Below are 17,796 nucleotides of genomic sequence, written 5' to 3' on the forward strand. Positions count from 1 at the left end.
CACCCTCGGGGGCGGTGCGCAATCAGCACATTCCTGGTCAAACACTTTGCGCAATTCGGATAGCAAAAGAGGCCCTTTACCAAACAAACTGTAAAGGACCTCTTATGAGCTATGGACAAAAACTCTACGAAGCGGCGCCGCTCTTGGCGGACTTTGCCCTGGCGTTGAGGAAGCAGCCGAGGGCGATGAAGAGGATGAGGATAAACGTGCCGATCAGCTGGCCGGCGCTCACAGGATTCGCGAAGCCCACTGCGAAGATGATGCCCAGCAGCACGAGGCCCACGATGGTGAGGGCGGGGAAGCCCTTCATGCGCAGCGGCAGCTCAACGCCTTCCCGGTCCGCCCTGCGTCGCAGGATGAGCTGCGACACCAGGGCAGTGCCCCAAACCACAAGGCACGTGGATCCCACGAGGTTCAGGAGCGCCGGCAGCACCATTTCCGGGAACAGGAGTTCGAGGACCGTCGCAATAAACCCGAAGGCGACGGAAATGCCGACGGCGGCAACGGGGACTTTGGCGCCGCTGAGGCGGGACAGGAGGCGCGGAGCCTCGCCGCGCTCGGACAGTGAGAAGATCATGCGCGAGGCGCCGTAGAGGTTTGCGTTCAGGGCCGAGAGCAGCGCTACGACGGCTACGAGCGTGATCGCAGCTCCGGCGCCCGGGATTCCTGCGAGGTCCAGCACGCCGGCGAACGGGGATTTCAGTCCCTCCGACCCCACCGGCAGTATCGCTGCGATCACAAACACGGAGCCGATGTAGAAGACCAGGATGCGCCAAACGACGGTCCGGATGGCCTTGCCGACGCTGTGGGTCGGGTTTTCCGTCTCAGCAGCTGCGACGCTGACGATTTCAGTACCGCCGAACGCGAAAATGACGACGAAGAGGGCAGCTGCGACGCCACCAAGGCCGTTGGGGGCGAAATCGCCGAAGGCCGACAAACCGGGGGAGGCCACGTTGGGAAGCCAGCCGAAGAGCAGGGCTGCGCCGATGAGCAGGAAGATCACAATGGCAGCCACCTTGAGGATGGCAAACCAGAACTCGAACTCACCGAAGTTGCGGACACCAACAAGGTTGATGCCGGTGAAGACCACCATGAAAACGAGGGCCAGGACCCAGACGGGGACCACGGGCCAAATGGAAAACAGCAGGCCCGCGGCGCCCAGGGCTTCGGCAGCGATGACCACCACAAGCTGCAGCCACCACAGCCAGCCGATGGTGCCGCCGGCAGTCTTTCCCATGGCCTTTTCCGCGTAGACCGAGAAAGCCCCGCTGTTGGGATTAGCGGCAGCCATCTCGCCCAGGGCCCACATGACCACGATGATCAAGGTTCCCGCCACGAGATAGGAAATCAGGACTGCCGGACCTGCGGCTTGGACGCCCGCGCCGGAGCCGAGGAAAAGTCCTGCCCCGATGGCGCTGCCGAGCCCCATCATCGTGAGCTGGCGGGGCTTCAGTGAGTGGCCGAGGCCGGATGTAGGCGCAGGAGCCGCGATGGACTTCGTTGTCATACGTGTCTACCTTCTATGGATTTCACAAGGGTTTCGCGTGCAGCCTCTTGGGCTGGGCACGCGGGGCGTCGACGACGCAGCAAGAGCCGTGGAATAATTCTCGCAGTTTGTAAGATACATCACTTTTTGCTGTGGCGAAGTGATGGGCATGGCTCCCCGGGGACAGGAACTTTGATGCTGGTCGATGCACTTGATGCAAAAATTGTACGTTTCTTCACGGATTCACCGCGATCTTCCGTACTGGAGGCCTCCCGCGTGCTGAGGGTCGCGAGGGCGACCGTGCAGTCGCGGATTGACCGAATGATCGAGAACGGGGTCATTGGCTCGTGGGTGCCGCAACCGGATCCGGCCAATTTCGGTTTTCCCGTGGTTGCGTTCTGTTCGGTCACCATCACGCAGGAAATCGGGCATGACGCCATCATTGAGAGCTTGAGCGCCATTCCCGAGATCATCGAGGTCCATACGGTGACTGGCAACTCCGACCTCATGGTGCGGATCGCGGCGCGTTCCAATCCCGATATGCAGCGCGTGCTTGATGCCATGATCGCCACGAAATCCGTAGTGCGTTGTTCGTCCGTCATCGTGTTGAACAGCCACATCCAAGGCCGGACGCTTCCCCTGATGGAGGCGGCTGCAAAGACTGTGTGACGCAAAGCATTTTGCTGCGGGGCCGCAAAGTCGTACCATTAGTTCTAGTCAATGTGACTTTAACTAATACGGAGCGCAGCTCCGGCGGCGATGAAGCGAGGTGAACGCCGTGAACGTCAACTCTGCCAACGTCGCTGAGCGGCGGCTCGCACCGCCGTCGTTGGCTATCTCAACGGTGATTTTTGCACTGCGCCCCAGCGAAAAATCCGGGCGCCCCACCTTGTGGCTGCCGCTGGTCCGCAGGATCCGCGAGCCTTACAAGGACATGTGGGCGCTGCCGGGCGGACCCCTGGCGCACGACGAATCCCTCCAGGACGCGGCATCCCGCAACCTGCGCGAAACCACCGGCCTGGCTCCCAACTACCTCGAGCAGTTGTACGCCTTCGGGGGCGTCCATCGTTCGCCGAGCCAGCGCGTGGTGTCCATCGTTTACTGGGCCCTCGTCCAGCCCACCGAAGCAGCGCTCGCCGACGAATCAGAAAACGTGAAGTGGTTCCGCGCGGACAGGCTCGGCGATCTTGCCTTCGACCACAACGCGATCGTGGACTATGCGCTGTGGCGGCTCCGCAACAAGATGGCCTACGGATCCATCGCCTACCACCTGCTGGGGGAGTTCTTCACGTTGGCGCAGGTGCGCGAAGTGTACGAGGCAGTCCTGGACCGCCAACTTGATCCGGCCAACTTCCGCCGGCACATCAAAGCCACACCGGAAATCGAAGAAACCGGTGAATACCTGCAGGGCGGAAAGCACCGTCCGCCACGCCTCTACCGCTTCACCGGCACGCCCGGCCTCGGGCCAGATAACAGGAGTACACCATGAGCAGCGTCAACACTGCCGTCCAGCTGATCACGCGGGAGGAAGCCGAGAAGGGCCTGTCCCGCGCCGGAGCAACCTGCAGCCCTGCCCTGGCCAAGGGCCCGTGGGAATACGACCTCGCGGAGGCAATCGCGGACGCACCTGCCTACGGGCCCGGGGCGTCGAGCAGTGATGTGGCGCCCCGCTCCACCCCCCGGCAGGGCCAGCTCCCGGAACAATACAAGCGGGCCACGGATGCCGAACTTGACGCCCGTATCCGCGCAGCGAAGGCCAAACTCGGTGACCGCGCCGTGATCCTGGGCCACTTCTACCAGCGGGACGAAGTCATCCAGTACGCCGACTTCGTGGGAGATTCCTTCCAGCTCGCCAACGCAGCCCTCACCAAGCCGGACGCCGAGGCGATCATCTTCTGCGGCGTCCACTTCATGGCCGAAACAGCAGACATCCTGTCCACCCCGGAGCAGGCAGTCATCCTGCCCAACCTCGCCGCCGGCTGCTCCATGGCGGACATGGCTGACGAGGACTCCGTGGAAGAATGCTGGGAGCAGCTCGAGGAAATCTTCGGAGCCGATGGTGACGAGCAGGGCCGGGTTCCCGTCATCCCCGTCACCTACATGAATTCCTCTGCGGCACTCAAGGCGTTCTGTGGGCGCAACGGCGGCATTGTCTGCACCTCATCCAATGCCAAGGTGGTCCTTGAATGGGCGTTCGAGCGCGGGCAGCGCGTGCTGTTCTTTCCCGACCAGCACCTGGGGCGCAACACGGCCAAGGCCCTCGGGGTCCCGCTGGAGCAGATGCCCATGTGGAACCCCCGCAAGGAACTTGGCGGCAACGACGAACAAACGCTGCTGGACTCCCGGGTCATTCTCTGGCATGGCTTCTGCTCGGTGCACAAGCGCTTCAACGTTGGCCAGATCGAGAAGGCACGCCAGGACTTCCCCGGCGTCAACGTCATCGTGCACCCCGAGTGCCCCATGGAAGTAGTGGACGCCGCGGATTCCGCAGGTTCAACCGACTTCATCAAGAAGGCCATCGCCGCCGCCACCGAACCGACCACGTTCGCCATCGGCACCGAAATCAACATGGTGAACAGGCTCGCGGCGGAAAACCCGCAACACACCATCTTCTGCTTGGATCCCGTCATTTGCCCGTGCTCCACCATGTACCGCATCCACCCCGGCTACCTCGCCTGGGTGCTTGAGGAACTCGTGGAAGGCCGCATCGTCAACCGCATCACCGTGGACGACACCGTGCAGGACAACGCCAAGATCGCGCTGGAGCGCATGCTGGCTGCGAAACCTGCTTAAACCAGGCAAACCATCTCCGGACCCCCGGACGAGCCGAATCGAGCCCACATGACTACGAGCCCTGCGTCGCCGAGCCTTGCCGGCGGGCACCAGCGCAAGCGACTGATCGTCGTCGGAAGCGGTATCGCGGGACTGTACTCTGCCCTGCTCGCCGCCGAAGCCGGGGCGGAGGTCGTGCTGCTCACCAAAGGTGCCCTCGCGGACAGCAACACGTACTACGCCCAAGGCGGGATCTCAGCGGTGCTCGACGTGCCTGCGCCCGGCGACACGGTCGCAGCCCACATCGCCGATACCCTTCAAGCTGGCGCCGGGCATTGTGATCCGGACGCCGTCGGTGTGCTCTGCACGGAGGCGCGGCTGGACATTGCCGGCCTGGTTCGCTTCGGGGTCCGGTTCGATATGGACGACGACGGCGATCCCGCCTTGGGACTCGAAGCTGCACATTCCGCGCCCCGCATCCTGCACGCCGGCGGCGACGCTACCGGAGCCCGGATCTCCGATGCGTTGATCAAGAGCGTGCTGGAAGTGCAGGCAGAAGGCCGCATCCAGGTGATCGCAGGCGCCTACGTGACGTCGCTGGCCCGGGACTGCGGGCGCGTGGTGGGAGTGACCGTCCTCCACCAAGGCAAGGAACGTGAGCTCAACGCCGGGGCCGTGCTCCTCGCGAGCGGGGGAGCGGGCCAACTGTTCGCGCAAACCACCAATCCCGCCGTGGCCACAGCAGACGGACTCGCACTCGCCTGGCGCGCCGGCGCCGACGTAGCGGACCTCGAATTCTTCCAGTTCCACCCCACCTGCATGGTTCCACCCGCCGACCCCGGCGTGTCCGCACCAACCCCATCGAACAACGAGCCCCTGCTGATCTCCGAAGCTGTCCGCGGTGAAGGAGCCATCCTCGTCGACGCCACCGGACGGCGCTTCATGCCCGACTACCACCCCGATGCAGAACTCGCCCCGAGGGACGTCGTCTCCCGCAGTATCGCACTACACCTGGCCGCCCTGGACGACCCCAACGGCCACGTGTTCCTCGACGCCACAGTGATCGAAAAGCACCGCGGCAAGGGCTTCCTCGAGAAGCGCTTCCCAACCATCACCAGCCGCACCCGCGAAGCCGGTATCGATTGGACCCGCGAACCCGTGCCCGTAGCACCGGCGGCGCACTACTGGATGGGTGGGGTGGTGACCGACCTCCACGGCCGGACCACTGTGCCTGGCCTGTTTGCTGCGGGCGAAGCCGCCTGTACCGGTGTGCAAGGCGCTAACCGGCTGGCCAGCAACTCCTTGCTTGAAGGCCTCGTGTTTGCGCGGCGGGCAGTGTCGGCGTTCCTTGGTGAGCGCGGCGCCACAGGCCCCTCGGCGCCTGCGCTCGCGGCTCGGACCGGCGATCGCCTCGCAAGCTCGGCGGCCAGTCCGGCCGCTCACGCGACAACGGCGCTTTCGGGGCCTCTGGCGCCGCTGGATGAACTCGACAATATGCGGGCCTCTCAAGTGCAGAGGCCGTTCTCCAGGCAGGCCCTGCAGCAGATCATGACTGCCAAGGCCGGGGTGCTTCGGAGCGGGGTGTTGTTGGCCGAAGCTGAAGCTGTGCTGGCTGAATGGGCTGAGGACGTGCTGCCTTTGGCAGGGGCTTCTTCGCTTGAGGTGCGGGATCACGAGGATGCGAACCTCTTGGTGGCTGCGCAGCTGTTGGTTCGGGCTGCGCGGGAGCGGCCGGCGTCGCTCGGGGCGCACTACCGCAGCGATAGTGTGTCTGAACCAGCCGCCGTCGACGATCCCGCCAACTACATAGACAAGCGTTACACCATGAGCCGGAAAGCGAGCCTCGTCCAATGACTAACCTGACCCTTCCCGCCGCCCCTGTGCGGGAGATCCTTGAAAGGGCCTTCGCCGAAGACGCACCCGGCGGCGACATCACCTCCCAACTGCTGATTCCGGCAGCGGCCCGTGCCACCGCGGTCCTCAACGCCCGGGTCCCGGGTGTGCTCAGCGGCGGCACCGTGTTCCGCGACGCCATGAAGCTCATCGACCCCGACACCGAGGTTGAGCTCCTGCTCGTCGACGGAGAAGCGTTCGACGCCGGCACCCACCTCGCGCGCGTCAGCGGAACGGCACGTTCGGTGCTGCTCGCCGAACGCGTGGGACTCAACCTCGTCCAGCGGATGAGCGCCATCGCCACCAAGACCGCGGAGTTCGTCAGGCTCGTCCAAGGGACACGGGCGCGCATCACCGATACCCGGAAAACGACGCCAGGGCTGCGCATCCTGGAACGTTACGCCGTGCGCTGCGGCGGGGGAGCAAACCACCGCTACAGCCTTTCCGACGCCGTGCTGGCCAAGGACAACCACCTTGCCGTGATGACCGGTGGGGACCCGGCGAAACTGACTGAGCTGCTCACCGCAGCCAAAACACAGTTAGGACACACCACGCACTTCGAAGTGGAAGTGGACCGGGCAGAGCAAATCGAGCCCGTGCTCGCTGCGGGTGTGGACACCATCATGCTGGACAACTTCTCCGTGGAAGAGCTCCGGGCAGGCGTCAAGCAGGTGGACGGCCGCGCCATTGTGGAAGCAAGCGGCAACGTCACCGTCAATACGGTGGCCGAAATCGCCGCCACAGGCGTGGATGTCATCTCCATCGGCGGCCTGACGCACAGTGTTGCGGCCCTGGACCTCGGCCTTGACGTCGAGCTGGCGGCCCACTGAATCCCATGATCTTCCTCGACGCAGCCGCCACCACGCCCGTCCGCCGCGAAGCGCTCGAGGCCATGTGGCCGTACCTCAGCGGAGAATTCGGAAACCCGTCCAGCCACCATAGCCTGGGCGAAACCGCGGCGACTGCGCTCGCCGGGGCAAGGTCCGCCGTCGCGAAGGTCCTCAACTGCCGTGCCGGTGAGGTGACGTTCACTTCGGGTGGCACGGAGGCGGACAATCTGGCCGTCAAAGGCATCGCCCTCGCACGGCAGTCAGCTGACCCGTCCCTTAACCGGGTGGTGATCAGCGCCGTCGAGCATCCTGCCGTGGAGGAGTCCGCCCGCTACCTCGAGCGCGTCCACGGTTTCGCGGTGGATGTGGTGGCCGTGGACGGGGACGGGCTGGTCAGCGTTGACGCACTCAGGGAGGTCCTGCGGCCAGAGACTGCGCTGGTCAGCATCATGTACGCGAACAATGAAATCGGAACGGTACAGCCCATAGCCGAACTGAGCGCGGCCGCACACGAGCTGGGCGTGCCGTTCCACACCGACGCCGTGCAGGCGGCCGGCTGGTTGCCCGTGGATGTCAAGGTCCTGGGCGTGGATGCATTGAGCCTTTCCGGGCACAAAATAGGCGCGCCCAAAGGTTCGGGCGTGTTGTTCTGCAAAGGACGCTTGAGCCTTGAACCCTTGGTCCATGGAGGCGGGCAGGAACGGGGGAAGCGCTCGGGAACGGAAAATGTGGCCGGCGCTGTGGCACTCTCCACTGCCCTGGCCATCAGCCATTCCGAACAGCCTGTGCAATCGGCCCGGGTGGCGGAGTTGCGCGAGTCGTTCATTGCCCGCGTCCTCGGTGCTGTGCCGGACGCCATGCTTACCGGACACCGCAGCCAACGCCTCCCGTCGGTGGCGTCCTTCTGCTTCCCGGGCACCAGCGGTGAATCGGTACTGCTGGAGCTTGAGCGCCTCGGCGTGCTCTGCTCCAGCGGGTCTGCCTGCGCAGCGGGTTCGGACGCGCCTTCCCCGGTCCTCGTCGCACTGGGCATCGAGCCCGAAACGGCCCAGACAGCCGTGCGCTTCAGCTTCGCCTCATCAATTACCGCAGCGGAACTCGAAGAAGCTGCGGCAGCCGTGGAAACCGCCGTCGGGCGCGTGCGGAACCTCGCGTCCCCGCAGGCCGGCTAGCTAGACGTGGCGGGCGCGGCGGAAAATCCAATGCCGCAGCAACGTAAACCGCACCGCCGTGGCCACAAAGCCTGAAAGGGTCGTGGTCCACAATTCCTCCGTGACCGTAGCTTCCGGGCGGAAAAAGTGCAGCACGCCCAGGCTGCCGCCGGTGATGATCAGGGCAATGACTATGACGATCACCCCATTCAAGTGGTCCTGTGCGCGTTTCTTCCTGCCCGTGATCTTGAACGTCAGGCGGCGGTTCAATGCCGTGTTCATCAGGGAAGTGACAATCAAGGCAACCGCATTGGCCAGCTGGGGATCGATCCAGGGTCGCAGCAACGCATAGATCGCGAGTGAGCTCGCGGTACAAACAATCCCGACGCCCGTGAAGCGCAGCAATTGCCGCACCACCGGATACCTGAGGACGCCCCGATGCCGCTTGCGTGGCAATTTAGGAGAGGGAGACGGGCGCAGCTCAGTGGCATTCCCTGCTCTCTCCATACCATCAAGCCTGACACACTAAACCGGCAGCTTCTCCCACGAGGCACTGGTGACGGGGTTGTGAAGTTCACCGATGCCTTCCACGCGGCACACCACGGTGTCCCCTGGCTGGAGGCGCGCGCACTCCGCCGGGAATCCAGTCAGCACCAGGTCTCCGGGTTGCAGCGTCATGAACGAGGTGAGGTAGACGAGGATCTCATCCACGTTCCACCCGAGGTCCGCAGAGCTGGCGGTTTTCAGCTCGGTGCCGTTATGGACGATCCCGATGGAAAGGTCCGCTTCGTCAAGCTCCGTCACAATCCATGGCCCTGCCGGCGTGAAAGTGTCCTGGCTTTTGGCGCTGATCCAGAGTTCGTCGGTCTTCTGCAGGTCCCGCGCCGAGACGTCGTTGCCGATGGTGTAGCCCAGGATCGCCGACCGCGCTGTTTCGAGGGTCAACCCCCGCGCTGCACGGCCGATGACGATAGTCAGTTCAGCTTCCGGGTCCACGTAACCTACGGTGGAGCTTAGCTGGATCGCCTCTCCGGGTCCGATCACGCTCGACGCCGCCTTGTGGAACGCCTGGGGCGGAAGGTCACGGCCAGGTTGGCCCGTGTTGTGGGCCATGCCGAACACGTTGACCGGTACGGAAGGGGCCAGGAACGTAAAGGCATCCTGGCTGACCACGGCACCACGTTCCCAACCCTCCCTGGCGGGGCTCCCCGCGTTTGCCCTCGAAGCCGGGAACGGGGAATCAATGACCGTCCATCGGGTGCCTGCGTCGGAATCGAAATCCGGTGCGTTGTTGGCGACGAAGAACTGCTCGTCGTGGCATGGCTCCGTGCGGGACGGCTGGGCTGAGGAGCGGGCAACGATTGGCCGTACACGCGCGATACGGCGGGGGAGGGTTGAACTCATGATGACATCCTACGTCCTGCCATGAGTTGTGAGGCCCGCTTTACGCCCCAAGACCAGTCCCTTTGCGCGCAGAGCGGGCATCGCAACACGTCAGGCGAGTGCCGCGGATCCGAACGCCACGCTGAACCGGTCACACCACAGGACCACCGTTGTGAGGTCCGAGAGCTCTGTGCCTGGCGGGATCGCGTAGTTCTGGTTGCCGTGGGTTGCCTTGATGGGCCCGAGGTCAAGGAACTTTCCGCCGCGGTATTTGAACCAATCCCCGCCGGCTTCGAGGCTGCTCAGCCACACCTTGACGTCCGGCCCATCGCTGCTTGCCAGGTTCTCCAGCCGGAGTACATGGCTGCCGTCGGGAAGCCGCAGCAATTGTGCGGACCCTGTGGTCTCATGCTCCTGGGACTGGAAGCTGCCTGTGCTGACGATCAGGGGTACAGCGGCTGCCGGCGCGGCGGGCGGTGCCGGTTCGGTCGTTACCGTCACGCCTGGCGTTGGCGATGCCATGCTCGGCGACGCCAGGGGCGGGGCCTCGTCCACGAGGCTGCTGGTGAACAAGCGCCATGGTTGGAACAGGGCCGCCCCGACGACGACCAACGCCAGGATTGAGACGGCAGCGACGGGAGCAAGGACCCTATGTTTTCGGATCAGCCGGCCGATGTGGTTCATGGTTTAAGGCTAGGCGTCGGAGGCGGGCCGCGGGTGCCCCATTGCTTACCGTCGCCTTACGGTGAGTTTGGCGGTTGTATCCCGGTTGTGGCGGGCTACGGCCGGTTGCCTGCCAGGTAAAGTTCCCCCACGGGGATCCCGGCCTGGAGCCGGTTTGCCGGACCGGCCAAGGGGCAAGCCCAAGCTTCGTTGTAGGCACAGGAGGGGTTGTAGGCAAAGTTGAAGTCCAGGATGAACTCCTGTTGTTCTCCGGAGCGGCGCATTCCGTGGAAGGATCCCTTCACGGTGTCCAGGAGATACCTTCCCGCCCCGTAGCTTCCGCCTTCCCTTCCGGCGGTTGCGTCGCGGAACGGAACGAAGATGCCACCTCCGTAGCTCTTCAAACGCCACACTGCCAGTGTTCCCAGCCCCTGCAGGTCGAACGTTCCAAGACGTACAAAAGGGACGAGGCCGTCAGTCCCGGTCTCCACGTTCATTTCCTGACCGGCACCCTCAGGCAGCAACGGGACCGACATTCGGAAGGCGGGATCGTAGTCGGCGGTAAGCAAACCTGCGAAGGAGGATTTCATGTCCGCCGTCAGCGCTGAAGCCGGATGCGTGGCAAACATCCTGTCCCGTTCCTGGCGCCAATAGTTGTGGGCGTCGAAGGGGTCGGTGGCGGCGAGCTGCCGCACACGGTCGTAGAGCGCGAAAGTCCGCAGGCGCCAGTCCACGATGTCCACCGCCGACATGGTGGGAATGTTGTCGTCAGAGTCGAAGTGATCAGGTGCCATGCCTTCAGCGTAGTCCCCGGCCGTTTCATGCCACGCCGTCAAGGGCGGCCCCCCGGGCCTGCCGGGCCTCTGCGTGTCGTTGGGCCACGGCCGATAGGCTGTCCGCATGAAGGGCATGACAAAACCCGGTACCGCCCGGCAGGCCATCGCTGCATGTATCGTGGGCGGTTTCCTTCTCGGGGCCAGCGCTGCGTGCTCCGCCGAAAACAAGGGACCACAGGTATCCGACACCGCCACGTCCCGGCCCAACAGTTCGGAGTCCGGCCCGGCAACGGCTTCGCCGTCGGCGGGAAGTACGACGGCGGCATCCGCCCCGCCGTCCGGCACTTCCGGCTCCGGGGAGTCGGCACGTCCGACGCCGGTAGCGACAGCATTGTCATGGAAGACTTACACGGACCCCGCCAAGACGGTCAGCTTTGAGCTCCCGCAGGATTGGATCACCCAGTCTGTGGACACCGACGCCGGAGCACTGCCGGGTGCTGTGAAAGTGGAGGTCAAAGACAGTGCAGGCAAGTATGTCGCGACGCTGCAAACGGGCCTGCCTCCCGCGGAAGCCCGTCCGTGTTCAACCGGCCAGGCCCGTCCCTACGTCGTTATCAGCAGCGTCCCGCTTGACGTTCCGCACTCCAACGGCCCTGACACCATTGATCCACGAGTCGTTTTCCGCGTCATCCAAGGCTACAAATTCTTCGGTTCCTACGGCATCACCAACATGGTGGCGGGCGCGGACGGCCACTCCTGCGAGCTACGAAACCGTGTGCAGGGGCCGGCCGGCCGAGGCGACTACTCTTTTGGTGACGTAGCGGCAGTGCACGCGTTTGCCGCGGATGAAAAAGTGGCTCCCGCAAAGACCTTTGACACCCTGGACCTGGCGGCCAAGTATGTTGCCCACGGTTCTGAATTTGCCAACGTCCAACGGATGCTACTGTCTCTGAAGGTCAATCTGTAGCCCTGCGATTGGCTGATCCACACCACGGCGGCATCGGGGGCTGTACCGCCGCAACCACCCCGGAGATCAATGGAACGCAACGTTGCTGCCAAGCTCGTTTTCAAGACAGTAGCCAACACGAAAGTAGCCATGGCCATCGCCGTGGCAAACAATCCGGGGTATGAGTCAGTGACGGAATCACTGTCCATCACCGTGGACGGCAAAGAAGTTCCTTTCGCTGAGCTCAGCGACCACCATGGCGGCCGGTTCCAGTACATGGAATTCACTGAGCCAAGCGAGGTGACCGTTGACTACACGGCCACAGTCCTTGGCCTCGGTGAGCGGGACTCGTCATCTCCGATGGAACTCATCCGGTACGTACGACCCAGCAGATACGCGGAGTCCGACAGGCTCCTGCCCACGTCATATGCCCAGTTCGGAAGCCTTCGCGGAGCCGAACTCCTGCACGCCGTCCGCGACTGGGTCAACGGTGAACTTCGCTACGTCAGCGGCTCCTCACGCGGAACGGACGGAGCGGTGGAGACACTTCTCCACCGCCGAGGTGTCTGCCGCGACTTCGCCCATCTGGCCATCGCACTGCTGAGGTCCAAGGACGTTCCGGCCCGACTCGCTGCCGTCTACGCACCCGGGCTGAAGCCGATGGACTTCCACGCAGTGGCCGAGGCCTACATTGATGATGCCTGGCACATCATCGACCCTACCGGCCTTGCCCCCCGCCACTCGATGCTGAGAATCACCGCAGGACGCGATTCCTCGGACACGGCTTTCCTCTCCACAGTCGGCGGGAGCCTCTCGCTTAAGACACTGAAGGTCGAGGCATCCGTCAAAGGTGAGCTTCCAGCCGAGGATCCTGCGGAACTTGTCAGCCTGCGCTGACCATGTCCCGTTGACGAGTGTCCGTTAGCTAATGTCCTGCCACGGCCGCCCGCAGTTTTTCCGTCAGGCGCAGCAGCTCCCGCTGCTCGTCGGCGGTAAGGGCAGGCGCCACCAATTGGGCAATGTCGCGAACATGTTCCCGACCAATCGTTTTCTGCAGCTCGCTGCCTGCTTCGGTGAGGGACAGCAGGACTCCACGACCGTCGTCGGGGGCTGTTGTCCGTTCCACCAAACCGCGCTTCTCCAAGCGGTCCACCAACCGGCTGAGGCTCGACTGGCTCAGGAGCACTTTGTCGTTGATCTCGTTCAGGCGCAGCTGGCCCGAAGGGCAGCGGGAGAGCGTAAAGAGGACGTCGTATTCCTTCACCGGCAGGGCCTTGAAGGCAGGGCCGGACTGCAGCTTCCGCATCACCGCCACCTGGGAGCGGAACAGCGACTCCCAGGTTTCGGCGGCGAGACGGACGGCACTGGACGCCGAGGGGCCGGTCATCAGGCGTCCTGACCTGCGGTTCCGGCCGGTGCGGATTCGCTGACGCTGGCCTCCAGCGCGGAGGCAACACGCGAAGCGTGGGTCGGCGCGTCCGGCACGTGGGCCGGCTTCCGGGCGGCGTACTCCTTGCGCAGGACCGGCAGGACTTCTTCGCCGAAGAGGTCCAGTTGCTCCAGGACGGTCTTGAGAGGCAGGCCGGCATGGTCGATCAGGAACAGTTGCCGCTGGTAGTCGCCGAAGAACTCACGGAACGTGAGGGTCTTCTCAATGACTTCCTGCGGGCTGCCTACCGTCAGGGGCGTCTGTGAGGTGAAGTCCTCCAGGGACGGTCCGTGGCCGTATACCGGGGCGTTGTCGAAGTACGGACGGAACTCCTTGACGGCGTCCTGGGAGTTCTTCCTCATGAAGAACTGCCCGCCGAGGCCAACAAGCGCCTGGTCTGCCTTGCCGTGCCCGTAGTGTTCGTAGCGCTCGCGGTAGAGGCCGATCAACTGCTGGTAGTGCTCCTTGGGCCAGAAGATGTTGTTGGCGAAGAATCCGTCACCGTAGTAGGCCGCCACTTCGGCGATCTGCGGCGTACGGATGGATCCGTGCCACACGAACGGTGCAACGCCGTCCAGCGGGCGCGGCGTGGAGGTGAAGTTCTGCAGGGGAGTGCGGAACTTGCCGGACCAGTTGACGGTGTCCTCGTCCCACAGCTTGCGCAGCAGGCTGTAGTTCTCGATCGCCAACTCGATCCCGTCCTGGATGTTCTTGCCGAACCAGGGATATACCGGGGCGGTGTTGCCGCGGCCCAGTACCAGGTCCACGCGTCCGTCGGACAGGTGCTGCAGCATCGCGAAGTCTTCGGCGATCTTTACGGGGTCGTTTGTGGTGATCAGCGTTGTGGCCGTGGAAAGCGTGATGCGTTCGGTCTGGGCCGCGATGTAGGCCAGCGTGGTGGTGGGTGAGGAGGAGAAGAATGGTCGGTTGTGGTGCTCGCCCAAGGCGTAGACATCCATGCCGATTTCTTCCACCTTCCTGGCGATGGCTACGGAAGCCTTGATGCGCTCGTTTTCCGTGGGAGTGCGTCCCGTGGTGGGGTCAGTGGTGATGTCGCTGACGCTGAATACGCCAATCTGCATGATGTGCCTTTCTCCCTGCCCGTGGTCCCGGGCCCTGAAACCAGTGTACCTGAAAATAGATGCATTTGCATGTATCACTGCGGACAACAGGACAGGGCCGGGATTTGTTCCCGGCCCTGTCCTGTTGTTGCTGAGGTAGCTATTCCGCTGGATTGTTGGCGGCGCGCCGGCCCGTAACCCTGGGGATCATGCCCGTGGTCCAGTCGAGGAAGTCATCCTGGCTGTTTCCGTTACCGGCGGCGGGCTCCGGACGGTTCTGCAGGTCCTTCAGGAGCTTTTTCTTCTCTCGTCGCCCCTCAACCAGCCTGTAGAGGACCGGTACCAGGACCAGCGTCAGTGCAGTGGAAGACACCAGTCCGCCAATCACTACAATCGCCAGTGGCTGGGAAATGAATCCGCCTCCACCGGTAAGGCCCAAAGCCATGGGAGTCAGCGCAAAAACAGTGGCGAGGGCAGTCATCAGGATAGGCCGGAGGCGCTGCCTTGCCCCATGCGTAATGGCGTCCGCCACGTTCATGCCGGCGCTGCCATCATGCGGTTTGCGGTATTGGTTGATGAGGTCGATCAACACAATTGCATTGGTCACCACAATTCCCACCAGCATGAGCATGCCGATCAACGACGGAAGGCCCAGGGGAACCCCGGTCACCAGCAGCAGCCCTACAGCACCCGTAGCAGCGAACGGTACCGAAACCAGCAGGATCAACGGCTGCACCAGCGACTTGAAGGCAGCCACCATGATCACATAGACAATGGCGATGGCAGCCAGGAGTGCCAGGCCCAATTGCCGGAAGGACTCGGCCTGCTGCGTGGTTGCGCCGCCGATCGTGGCAGTGACGCCGGCGGGCAGTTGGACATCGGCGAGCCGCTCCTGCACTGCTGCGCTGACGCTGCCCAGGTTGGACCCCGACGGCGTGACCGTCACCTTCGCGGTGCGCTGGCCGTTGCTGCTTGTTATGGACACCGGAGTATCAACCTGCTCGACGGCGGCAATGGACTCAAGCGCGACCGGACCCCGCGCTGTTGGCAACTGGAGTCCACGCACCGCCGTGATGCTCGTAAAACGGGTTCCCTGCCCGATCTGCACCGGGTAGTCGTTGGTCTCGATGCGCACGGTTCCGGCCGGAACAGGGCTCACAGTGGCCGCCAGGAAAGCGCCGACTTGTTGCTCCGTCAGGCCTGCCGCCACTGCCTTGGCCCGATCCACGCGTACCTGGACCACCGACTGGTTGGCTGCCAGGTTCGTGGCCACTTCCGTACTGCCGGGAACGCCCTCCATGGCCTTCACCATGGCGTCGCTGGCAGCCCGAAGATCCGCCGAATTCGCCGCCCTGATGGTGATGTCCACTGTGGACGACGTTCCAAACCCACCCTGCTGGGATCCGACGGTGACCTTGCCTGCAAACCCTGCCAGCTTGGCGCGGACATCGTCTTGAAGCTTCTTCTGGTTGGCCTTCTCATCGGTAACGATCGTGAAGGTGGAGTTGGAGGATCCTGTGGAAGTCAGGGCTGCGAAGCCTGTCCGGGCATTGCCGGAAGTGACCTGGACATCCTTGATGCCCTCCATGCCACGAACGGCTTCTTCAATTTTTGCTGCCTCGTTGGCGGTCGCCTCCAGGCTGGTACCGGCAGGAAGCACCTGGCGCACCGTCATGCTGTTCTCTCCGGAGCGGCCCAGGAGGTCAGTGGCAAGGAGGGGCGAAACAGCGATGGTTGCCACGAGCACCAGGCCCGCCGCGGACAACGTGATCACAGGATGCTTCTGGGTCTTGGCAAGGATCGGCAAATAGGCCCGTTGAAGCCGGGTCCGCTGTTCAGCTTCACGCACTTGCTCAAGCCGGAGCTTCCGTTGCGCCGCCGCCTTGCCATCCACTTCTGCCGTTCCTGCCGTGCCCGGAGCGCTCTTGGTTCCCGAGGGGAGGAACCAATAGGCCAGCACCGGGACGATCGTCAGGGAGACCAACAACGAAGACAACAGCGCGATGGTTACCGTCAGGGCAAAAGGCCTGAACAACTCGCCTGCGAGGTCGCCCACGAAAGCGATGGGGAGGAAGACCGCCACCGTGGTGAGCGTAGAAGCGGTGATGGCGCCGGCAACCTCGCGGATCGAGGTCAGGATGGCGGTCAGCTTGTGCTCGCCATAGCTCAGGTGGCGCTTGATGTTCTCAATCACGACGATGGAGTCGTCAACCACGCGGCCGATGGCGATGGTCAAAGCCCCCAGCGTGAGGATGTTCAAGGAGTAGCCGGTGGCCGAAATGCCGATGAAGGTAATCAGTAGCGACAAAGGGATGGACACGGCGGTCACCAGCGTTGACCGCACCGACATCAGGAAGACAAGGATCACCGCGACGGCGAAACCCAGGCCAAGGAGGCCCTCGGTGGTGAGGTCCTTGATTGACTTCTCGATGAAGGGAGCCTGATCGAAAACGGGCGTGAAGGCCGCATTGTTGCCCAGTTCGGCTTCCATCGGCCCGATCGCATCCCGCACGGCATGGGAAATCGCTACAGTGTCGCCTTCCGGCTTCTTGGTGACCGACAACGCCAGCGTTGGTTTCCCGTTGGTTCGGGTGATCGAGGTGGCGGCATCGTCTTCGATGCCGACGTCGGCCACGTTTCCGATGGTTGCCGCGTTCTTGGTGCCGGGCAAAGGGAGACTCCGGATGACGTCCAGCGAATCAACCGGGCTTCCGAGCTGCAGTGAGAGTGTCTTGCCTTGGTCCTCGATGGTGCCCACGGGCACCAGGGCGCCGTTGTTCTTCAGCGCATCGCTGATCGATTGCAAGGATGCGCCCGAGGCTGCGAGCTCGGTGGGGCGCGGTTGCACCAGGATGTGCTGCGTGGAGCCGCCAGTCACATCGGCGCCGCGAACGCCGTCGATCTTTTGGAGCCGCGGAACGCTCAAGCGTTGGAGGTCGGCGTTGAGCTCGCTGAGGGGCTTGTCCGAGGACACCGCCAGGTAGACGATGGGAAAGTCGCTGATGTTTCCCGCAATGGACTGCGGTTCGACGTCCGCGGGCAGCACACGCTTGGCGTTCGATATTGCCCGGTCTATCTGGTTGCGTGCACGGTCGAGGTTGGACCCGTACGTGAACACCATGGTGATCTGGGAGACACCATTGCGGGACGTCGACGTTGTGGATTCCAACCCCTCCACGCTGTTCAGGGCCGTCTCGAGGGGCTGGCTGAGTTGCTTGTCCACGACCTCGGGCGAGGCGCCCGGCATCGACGTCACAACCGTAATTTGCGGGAACTCGATGGACGGAATGAGCTCTTGCTTGAGCGACCCCATGGTGATCACGCCGAACACCGCCGCAAAGACGGTGATCAGCGCGATCAGGGCCCGGTTTCCCAGGGACAGCGTGGCCAGGCGGAACATTGCATC

Annotated in this window: 16 protein-coding genes; 8 read left to right on the forward strand and 8 right to left on the reverse strand. The window is 63.6% G+C overall.

The features are described from left to right. Positions 1 to 124: 124 nt before the first annotated feature. Positions 125 to 1,507 (reverse strand): amino acid permease, encoded by a 1,383-nt coding sequence (locus AB0N65_RS05170; RefSeq protein ID WP_364158601.1) that lies wholly within the window; start codon positions 1,505 to 1,507, stop codon positions 125 to 127. A 174-nt stretch (positions 1,508 to 1,681) separates the two neighbouring features. Here AB0N65_RS05170 and AB0N65_RS05175 point away from each other — a divergent pair, with 174 nt between their 5' ends. From AB0N65_RS05175 to AB0N65_RS05200, 6 genes are all read left to right on the forward strand, one after another. Continuing rightward, a complete protein-coding gene (locus AB0N65_RS05175) occupies positions 1,682 to 2,155 on the forward strand; it encodes an Lrp/AsnC ligand binding domain-containing protein (protein ID WP_207593857.1) in 474 nt (157 codons plus the stop codon). A 100-nt stretch (positions 2,156 to 2,255) separates the two neighbouring features. Then, positions 2,256 to 2,975 (forward strand): NUDIX domain-containing protein, encoded by a 720-nt coding sequence (locus AB0N65_RS05180; RefSeq protein ID WP_364158604.1) that lies wholly within the window; start codon positions 2,256 to 2,258, stop codon positions 2,973 to 2,975. Then, positions 2,972 to 4,279 carry a quinolinate synthase NadA gene (nadA, locus tag AB0N65_RS05185; RefSeq protein WP_364158607.1) on the forward strand — a complete coding sequence of 436 codons (1,308 nt, stop codon included), beginning with the start codon at positions 2,972 to 2,974 and terminating at the stop codon, positions 4,277 to 4,279. The genes AB0N65_RS05180 and nadA overlap by 4 nt, the downstream gene beginning before the upstream one ends. A gap of 48 nt (positions 4,280 to 4,327) precedes the next feature. Further along, positions 4,328 to 6,112: an L-aspartate oxidase gene (gene nadB, locus AB0N65_RS05190; RefSeq protein ID WP_364158609.1), complete on the forward strand. Its 1,785-nt coding sequence runs from the start codon at positions 4,328 to 4,330 to the stop codon at positions 6,110 to 6,112. Next, positions 6,109 to 6,981, forward strand: a complete 873-nt coding sequence (gene nadC / locus AB0N65_RS05195) for a carboxylating nicotinate-nucleotide diphosphorylase (RefSeq protein ID WP_364158611.1) — start codon at positions 6,109 to 6,111, stop codon at positions 6,979 to 6,981. Before nadB ends, nadC begins: the two co-directional genes overlap by 4 nt. A gap of 5 nt (positions 6,982 to 6,986) precedes the next feature. Further along, the gene (locus AB0N65_RS05200) at positions 6,987 to 8,153 is read left to right on the forward strand and encodes a cysteine desulfurase family protein (protein ID WP_364158613.1); all 1,167 of its coding nucleotides are present in this window, start codon (positions 6,987 to 6,989) and stop codon (positions 8,151 to 8,153) included. On the opposite strand, the gene AB0N65_RS05205 is transcribed toward AB0N65_RS05200, so the two are convergent. The 4 genes from AB0N65_RS05205 to AB0N65_RS05220 all read right to left on the reverse strand — a co-directional run bounded on the left by AB0N65_RS05205 (position 8,154) and on the right by AB0N65_RS05220 (position 10,972). Beyond that, positions 8,154 to 8,639, reverse strand: coding sequence for a GtrA family protein (locus tag AB0N65_RS05205; RefSeq protein ID WP_364158616.1), 486 nt, complete (start codon positions 8,637 to 8,639; stop codon positions 8,154 to 8,156). Between the two features lie 18 nt (positions 8,640 to 8,657). Next, the gene (locus AB0N65_RS05210; protein WP_364158619.1) at positions 8,658 to 9,536 is read right to left on the reverse strand and encodes a fumarylacetoacetate hydrolase family protein; all 879 of its coding nucleotides are present in this window, start codon (positions 9,534 to 9,536) and stop codon (positions 8,658 to 8,660) included. A gap of 90 nt (positions 9,537 to 9,626) precedes the next feature. Beyond that, positions 9,627 to 10,199, reverse strand: coding sequence for a DM13 domain-containing protein (locus AB0N65_RS05215; RefSeq protein ID WP_364158621.1), 573 nt, complete (start codon positions 10,197 to 10,199; stop codon positions 9,627 to 9,629). A 95-nt stretch (positions 10,200 to 10,294) separates the two neighbouring features. Next, entirely contained in the window at positions 10,295 to 10,972 is a 678-nt protein-coding gene (locus AB0N65_RS05220) for a DUF1684 domain-containing protein (RefSeq protein ID WP_364158870.1), read from the reverse strand. A gap of 106 nt (positions 10,973 to 11,078) precedes the next feature. On the opposite strand from AB0N65_RS05220, the gene AB0N65_RS05225 reads away from it, so the two are divergent. Next, the gene (locus AB0N65_RS05225; RefSeq protein WP_364158623.1) at positions 11,079 to 11,921 is read left to right on the forward strand and encodes a hypothetical protein; all 843 of its coding nucleotides are present in this window, start codon (positions 11,079 to 11,081) and stop codon (positions 11,919 to 11,921) included. Between the two features lie 69 nt (positions 11,922 to 11,990). Next, a complete protein-coding gene (locus AB0N65_RS05230; RefSeq protein ID WP_364158625.1) occupies positions 11,991 to 12,797 on the forward strand; it encodes a transglutaminase family protein in 807 nt (268 codons plus the stop codon). A gap of 28 nt (positions 12,798 to 12,825) precedes the next feature. Here the strand turns inward: AB0N65_RS05230 and AB0N65_RS05235 are convergent, their stop codons facing one another. The 3 genes from AB0N65_RS05235 to AB0N65_RS05245 all read right to left on the reverse strand — a co-directional run bounded on the left by AB0N65_RS05235 (position 12,826) and on the right by AB0N65_RS05245 (position 17,790). Then, the gene (locus AB0N65_RS05235; RefSeq protein ID WP_364158628.1) at positions 12,826 to 13,287 is read right to left on the reverse strand and encodes a MarR family winged helix-turn-helix transcriptional regulator; all 462 of its coding nucleotides are present in this window, start codon (positions 13,285 to 13,287) and stop codon (positions 12,826 to 12,828) included. Continuing rightward, on the reverse strand, positions 13,287 to 14,411 hold the full coding sequence (locus AB0N65_RS05240) for an LLM class flavin-dependent oxidoreductase (protein WP_364158630.1): 1,125 nt from the start codon (positions 14,409 to 14,411) through the stop codon (positions 13,287 to 13,289). Before AB0N65_RS05240 ends, AB0N65_RS05235 begins: the two co-directional genes overlap by 1 nt. Positions 14,412 to 14,550: 139 nt before the next feature. Continuing rightward, on the reverse strand, positions 14,551 to 17,790 hold the full coding sequence (locus tag AB0N65_RS05245) for an efflux RND transporter permease subunit (RefSeq protein ID WP_364158633.1): 3,240 nt from the start codon (positions 17,788 to 17,790) through the stop codon (positions 14,551 to 14,553). Positions 17,791 to 17,796: the final 6 nt, after the last annotated feature.

Source organism: Paenarthrobacter sp. NPDC089322 (genome assembly GCF_040684895.1).
GTDB lineage: Bacteria > Actinomycetota > Actinomycetes > Actinomycetales > Micrococcaceae > Arthrobacter.

Excerpts from the sequence above, each read along its gene's own strand:
- AB0N65_RS05170 (WP_364158601.1), bottom strand. The coding sequence starts at position 1,507 with ATGACAACGAAGTCCATCGCGGCTCCTGCGCCTACATCCGGCCTCGGC.
- AB0N65_RS05175 (WP_207593857.1), top strand. The coding sequence starts at position 1,682 with ATGCTGGTCGATGCACTTGATGCAAAAATTGTACGTTTCTTCACGGAT.
- nadA (WP_364158607.1), top strand. The coding sequence starts at position 2,972 with ATGAGCAGCGTCAACACTGCCGTCCAGCTGATCACGCGGGAGGAAGCC.
- nadB (WP_364158609.1), top strand. The coding sequence starts at position 4,328 with ATGACTACGAGCCCTGCGTCGCCGAGCCTTGCCGGCGGGCACCAGCGC.
- nadC (WP_364158611.1), top strand. The coding sequence starts at position 6,109 with ATGACTAACCTGACCCTTCCCGCCGCCCCTGTGCGGGAGATCCTTGAA.
- AB0N65_RS05200 (WP_364158613.1), top strand. The coding sequence starts at position 6,987 with ATGATCTTCCTCGACGCAGCCGCCACCACGCCCGTCCGCCGCGAAGCG.
- AB0N65_RS05205 (WP_364158616.1), bottom strand. The coding sequence starts at position 8,639 with ATGGAGAGAGCAGGGAATGCCACTGAGCTGCGCCCGTCTCCCTCTCCT.
- AB0N65_RS05210 (WP_364158619.1), bottom strand. The coding sequence starts at position 9,536 with ATGAGTTCAACCCTCCCCCGCCGTATCGCGCGTGTACGGCCAATCGTT.
- AB0N65_RS05215 (WP_364158621.1), bottom strand. The coding sequence starts at position 10,199 with ATGAACCACATCGGCCGGCTGATCCGAAAACATAGGGTCCTTGCTCCC.
- AB0N65_RS05220 (WP_364158870.1), bottom strand. The coding sequence starts at position 10,972 with ATGGCACCTGATCACTTCGACTCTGACGACAACATTCCCACCATGTCG.
- AB0N65_RS05225 (WP_364158623.1), top strand. The coding sequence starts at position 11,079 with ATGAAGGGCATGACAAAACCCGGTACCGCCCGGCAGGCCATCGCTGCA.
- AB0N65_RS05230 (WP_364158625.1), top strand. The coding sequence starts at position 11,991 with ATGGAACGCAACGTTGCTGCCAAGCTCGTTTTCAAGACAGTAGCCAAC.
- AB0N65_RS05235 (WP_364158628.1), bottom strand. The coding sequence starts at position 13,287 with ATGACCGGCCCCTCGGCGTCCAGTGCCGTCCGTCTCGCCGCCGAAACC.
- AB0N65_RS05240 (WP_364158630.1), bottom strand. The coding sequence starts at position 14,411 with ATGCAGATTGGCGTATTCAGCGTCAGCGACATCACCACTGACCCCACC.
- AB0N65_RS05245 (WP_364158633.1), bottom strand. The coding sequence starts at position 17,790 with ATGTTCCGCCTGGCCACGCTGTCCCTGGGAAACCGGGCCCTGATCGCG.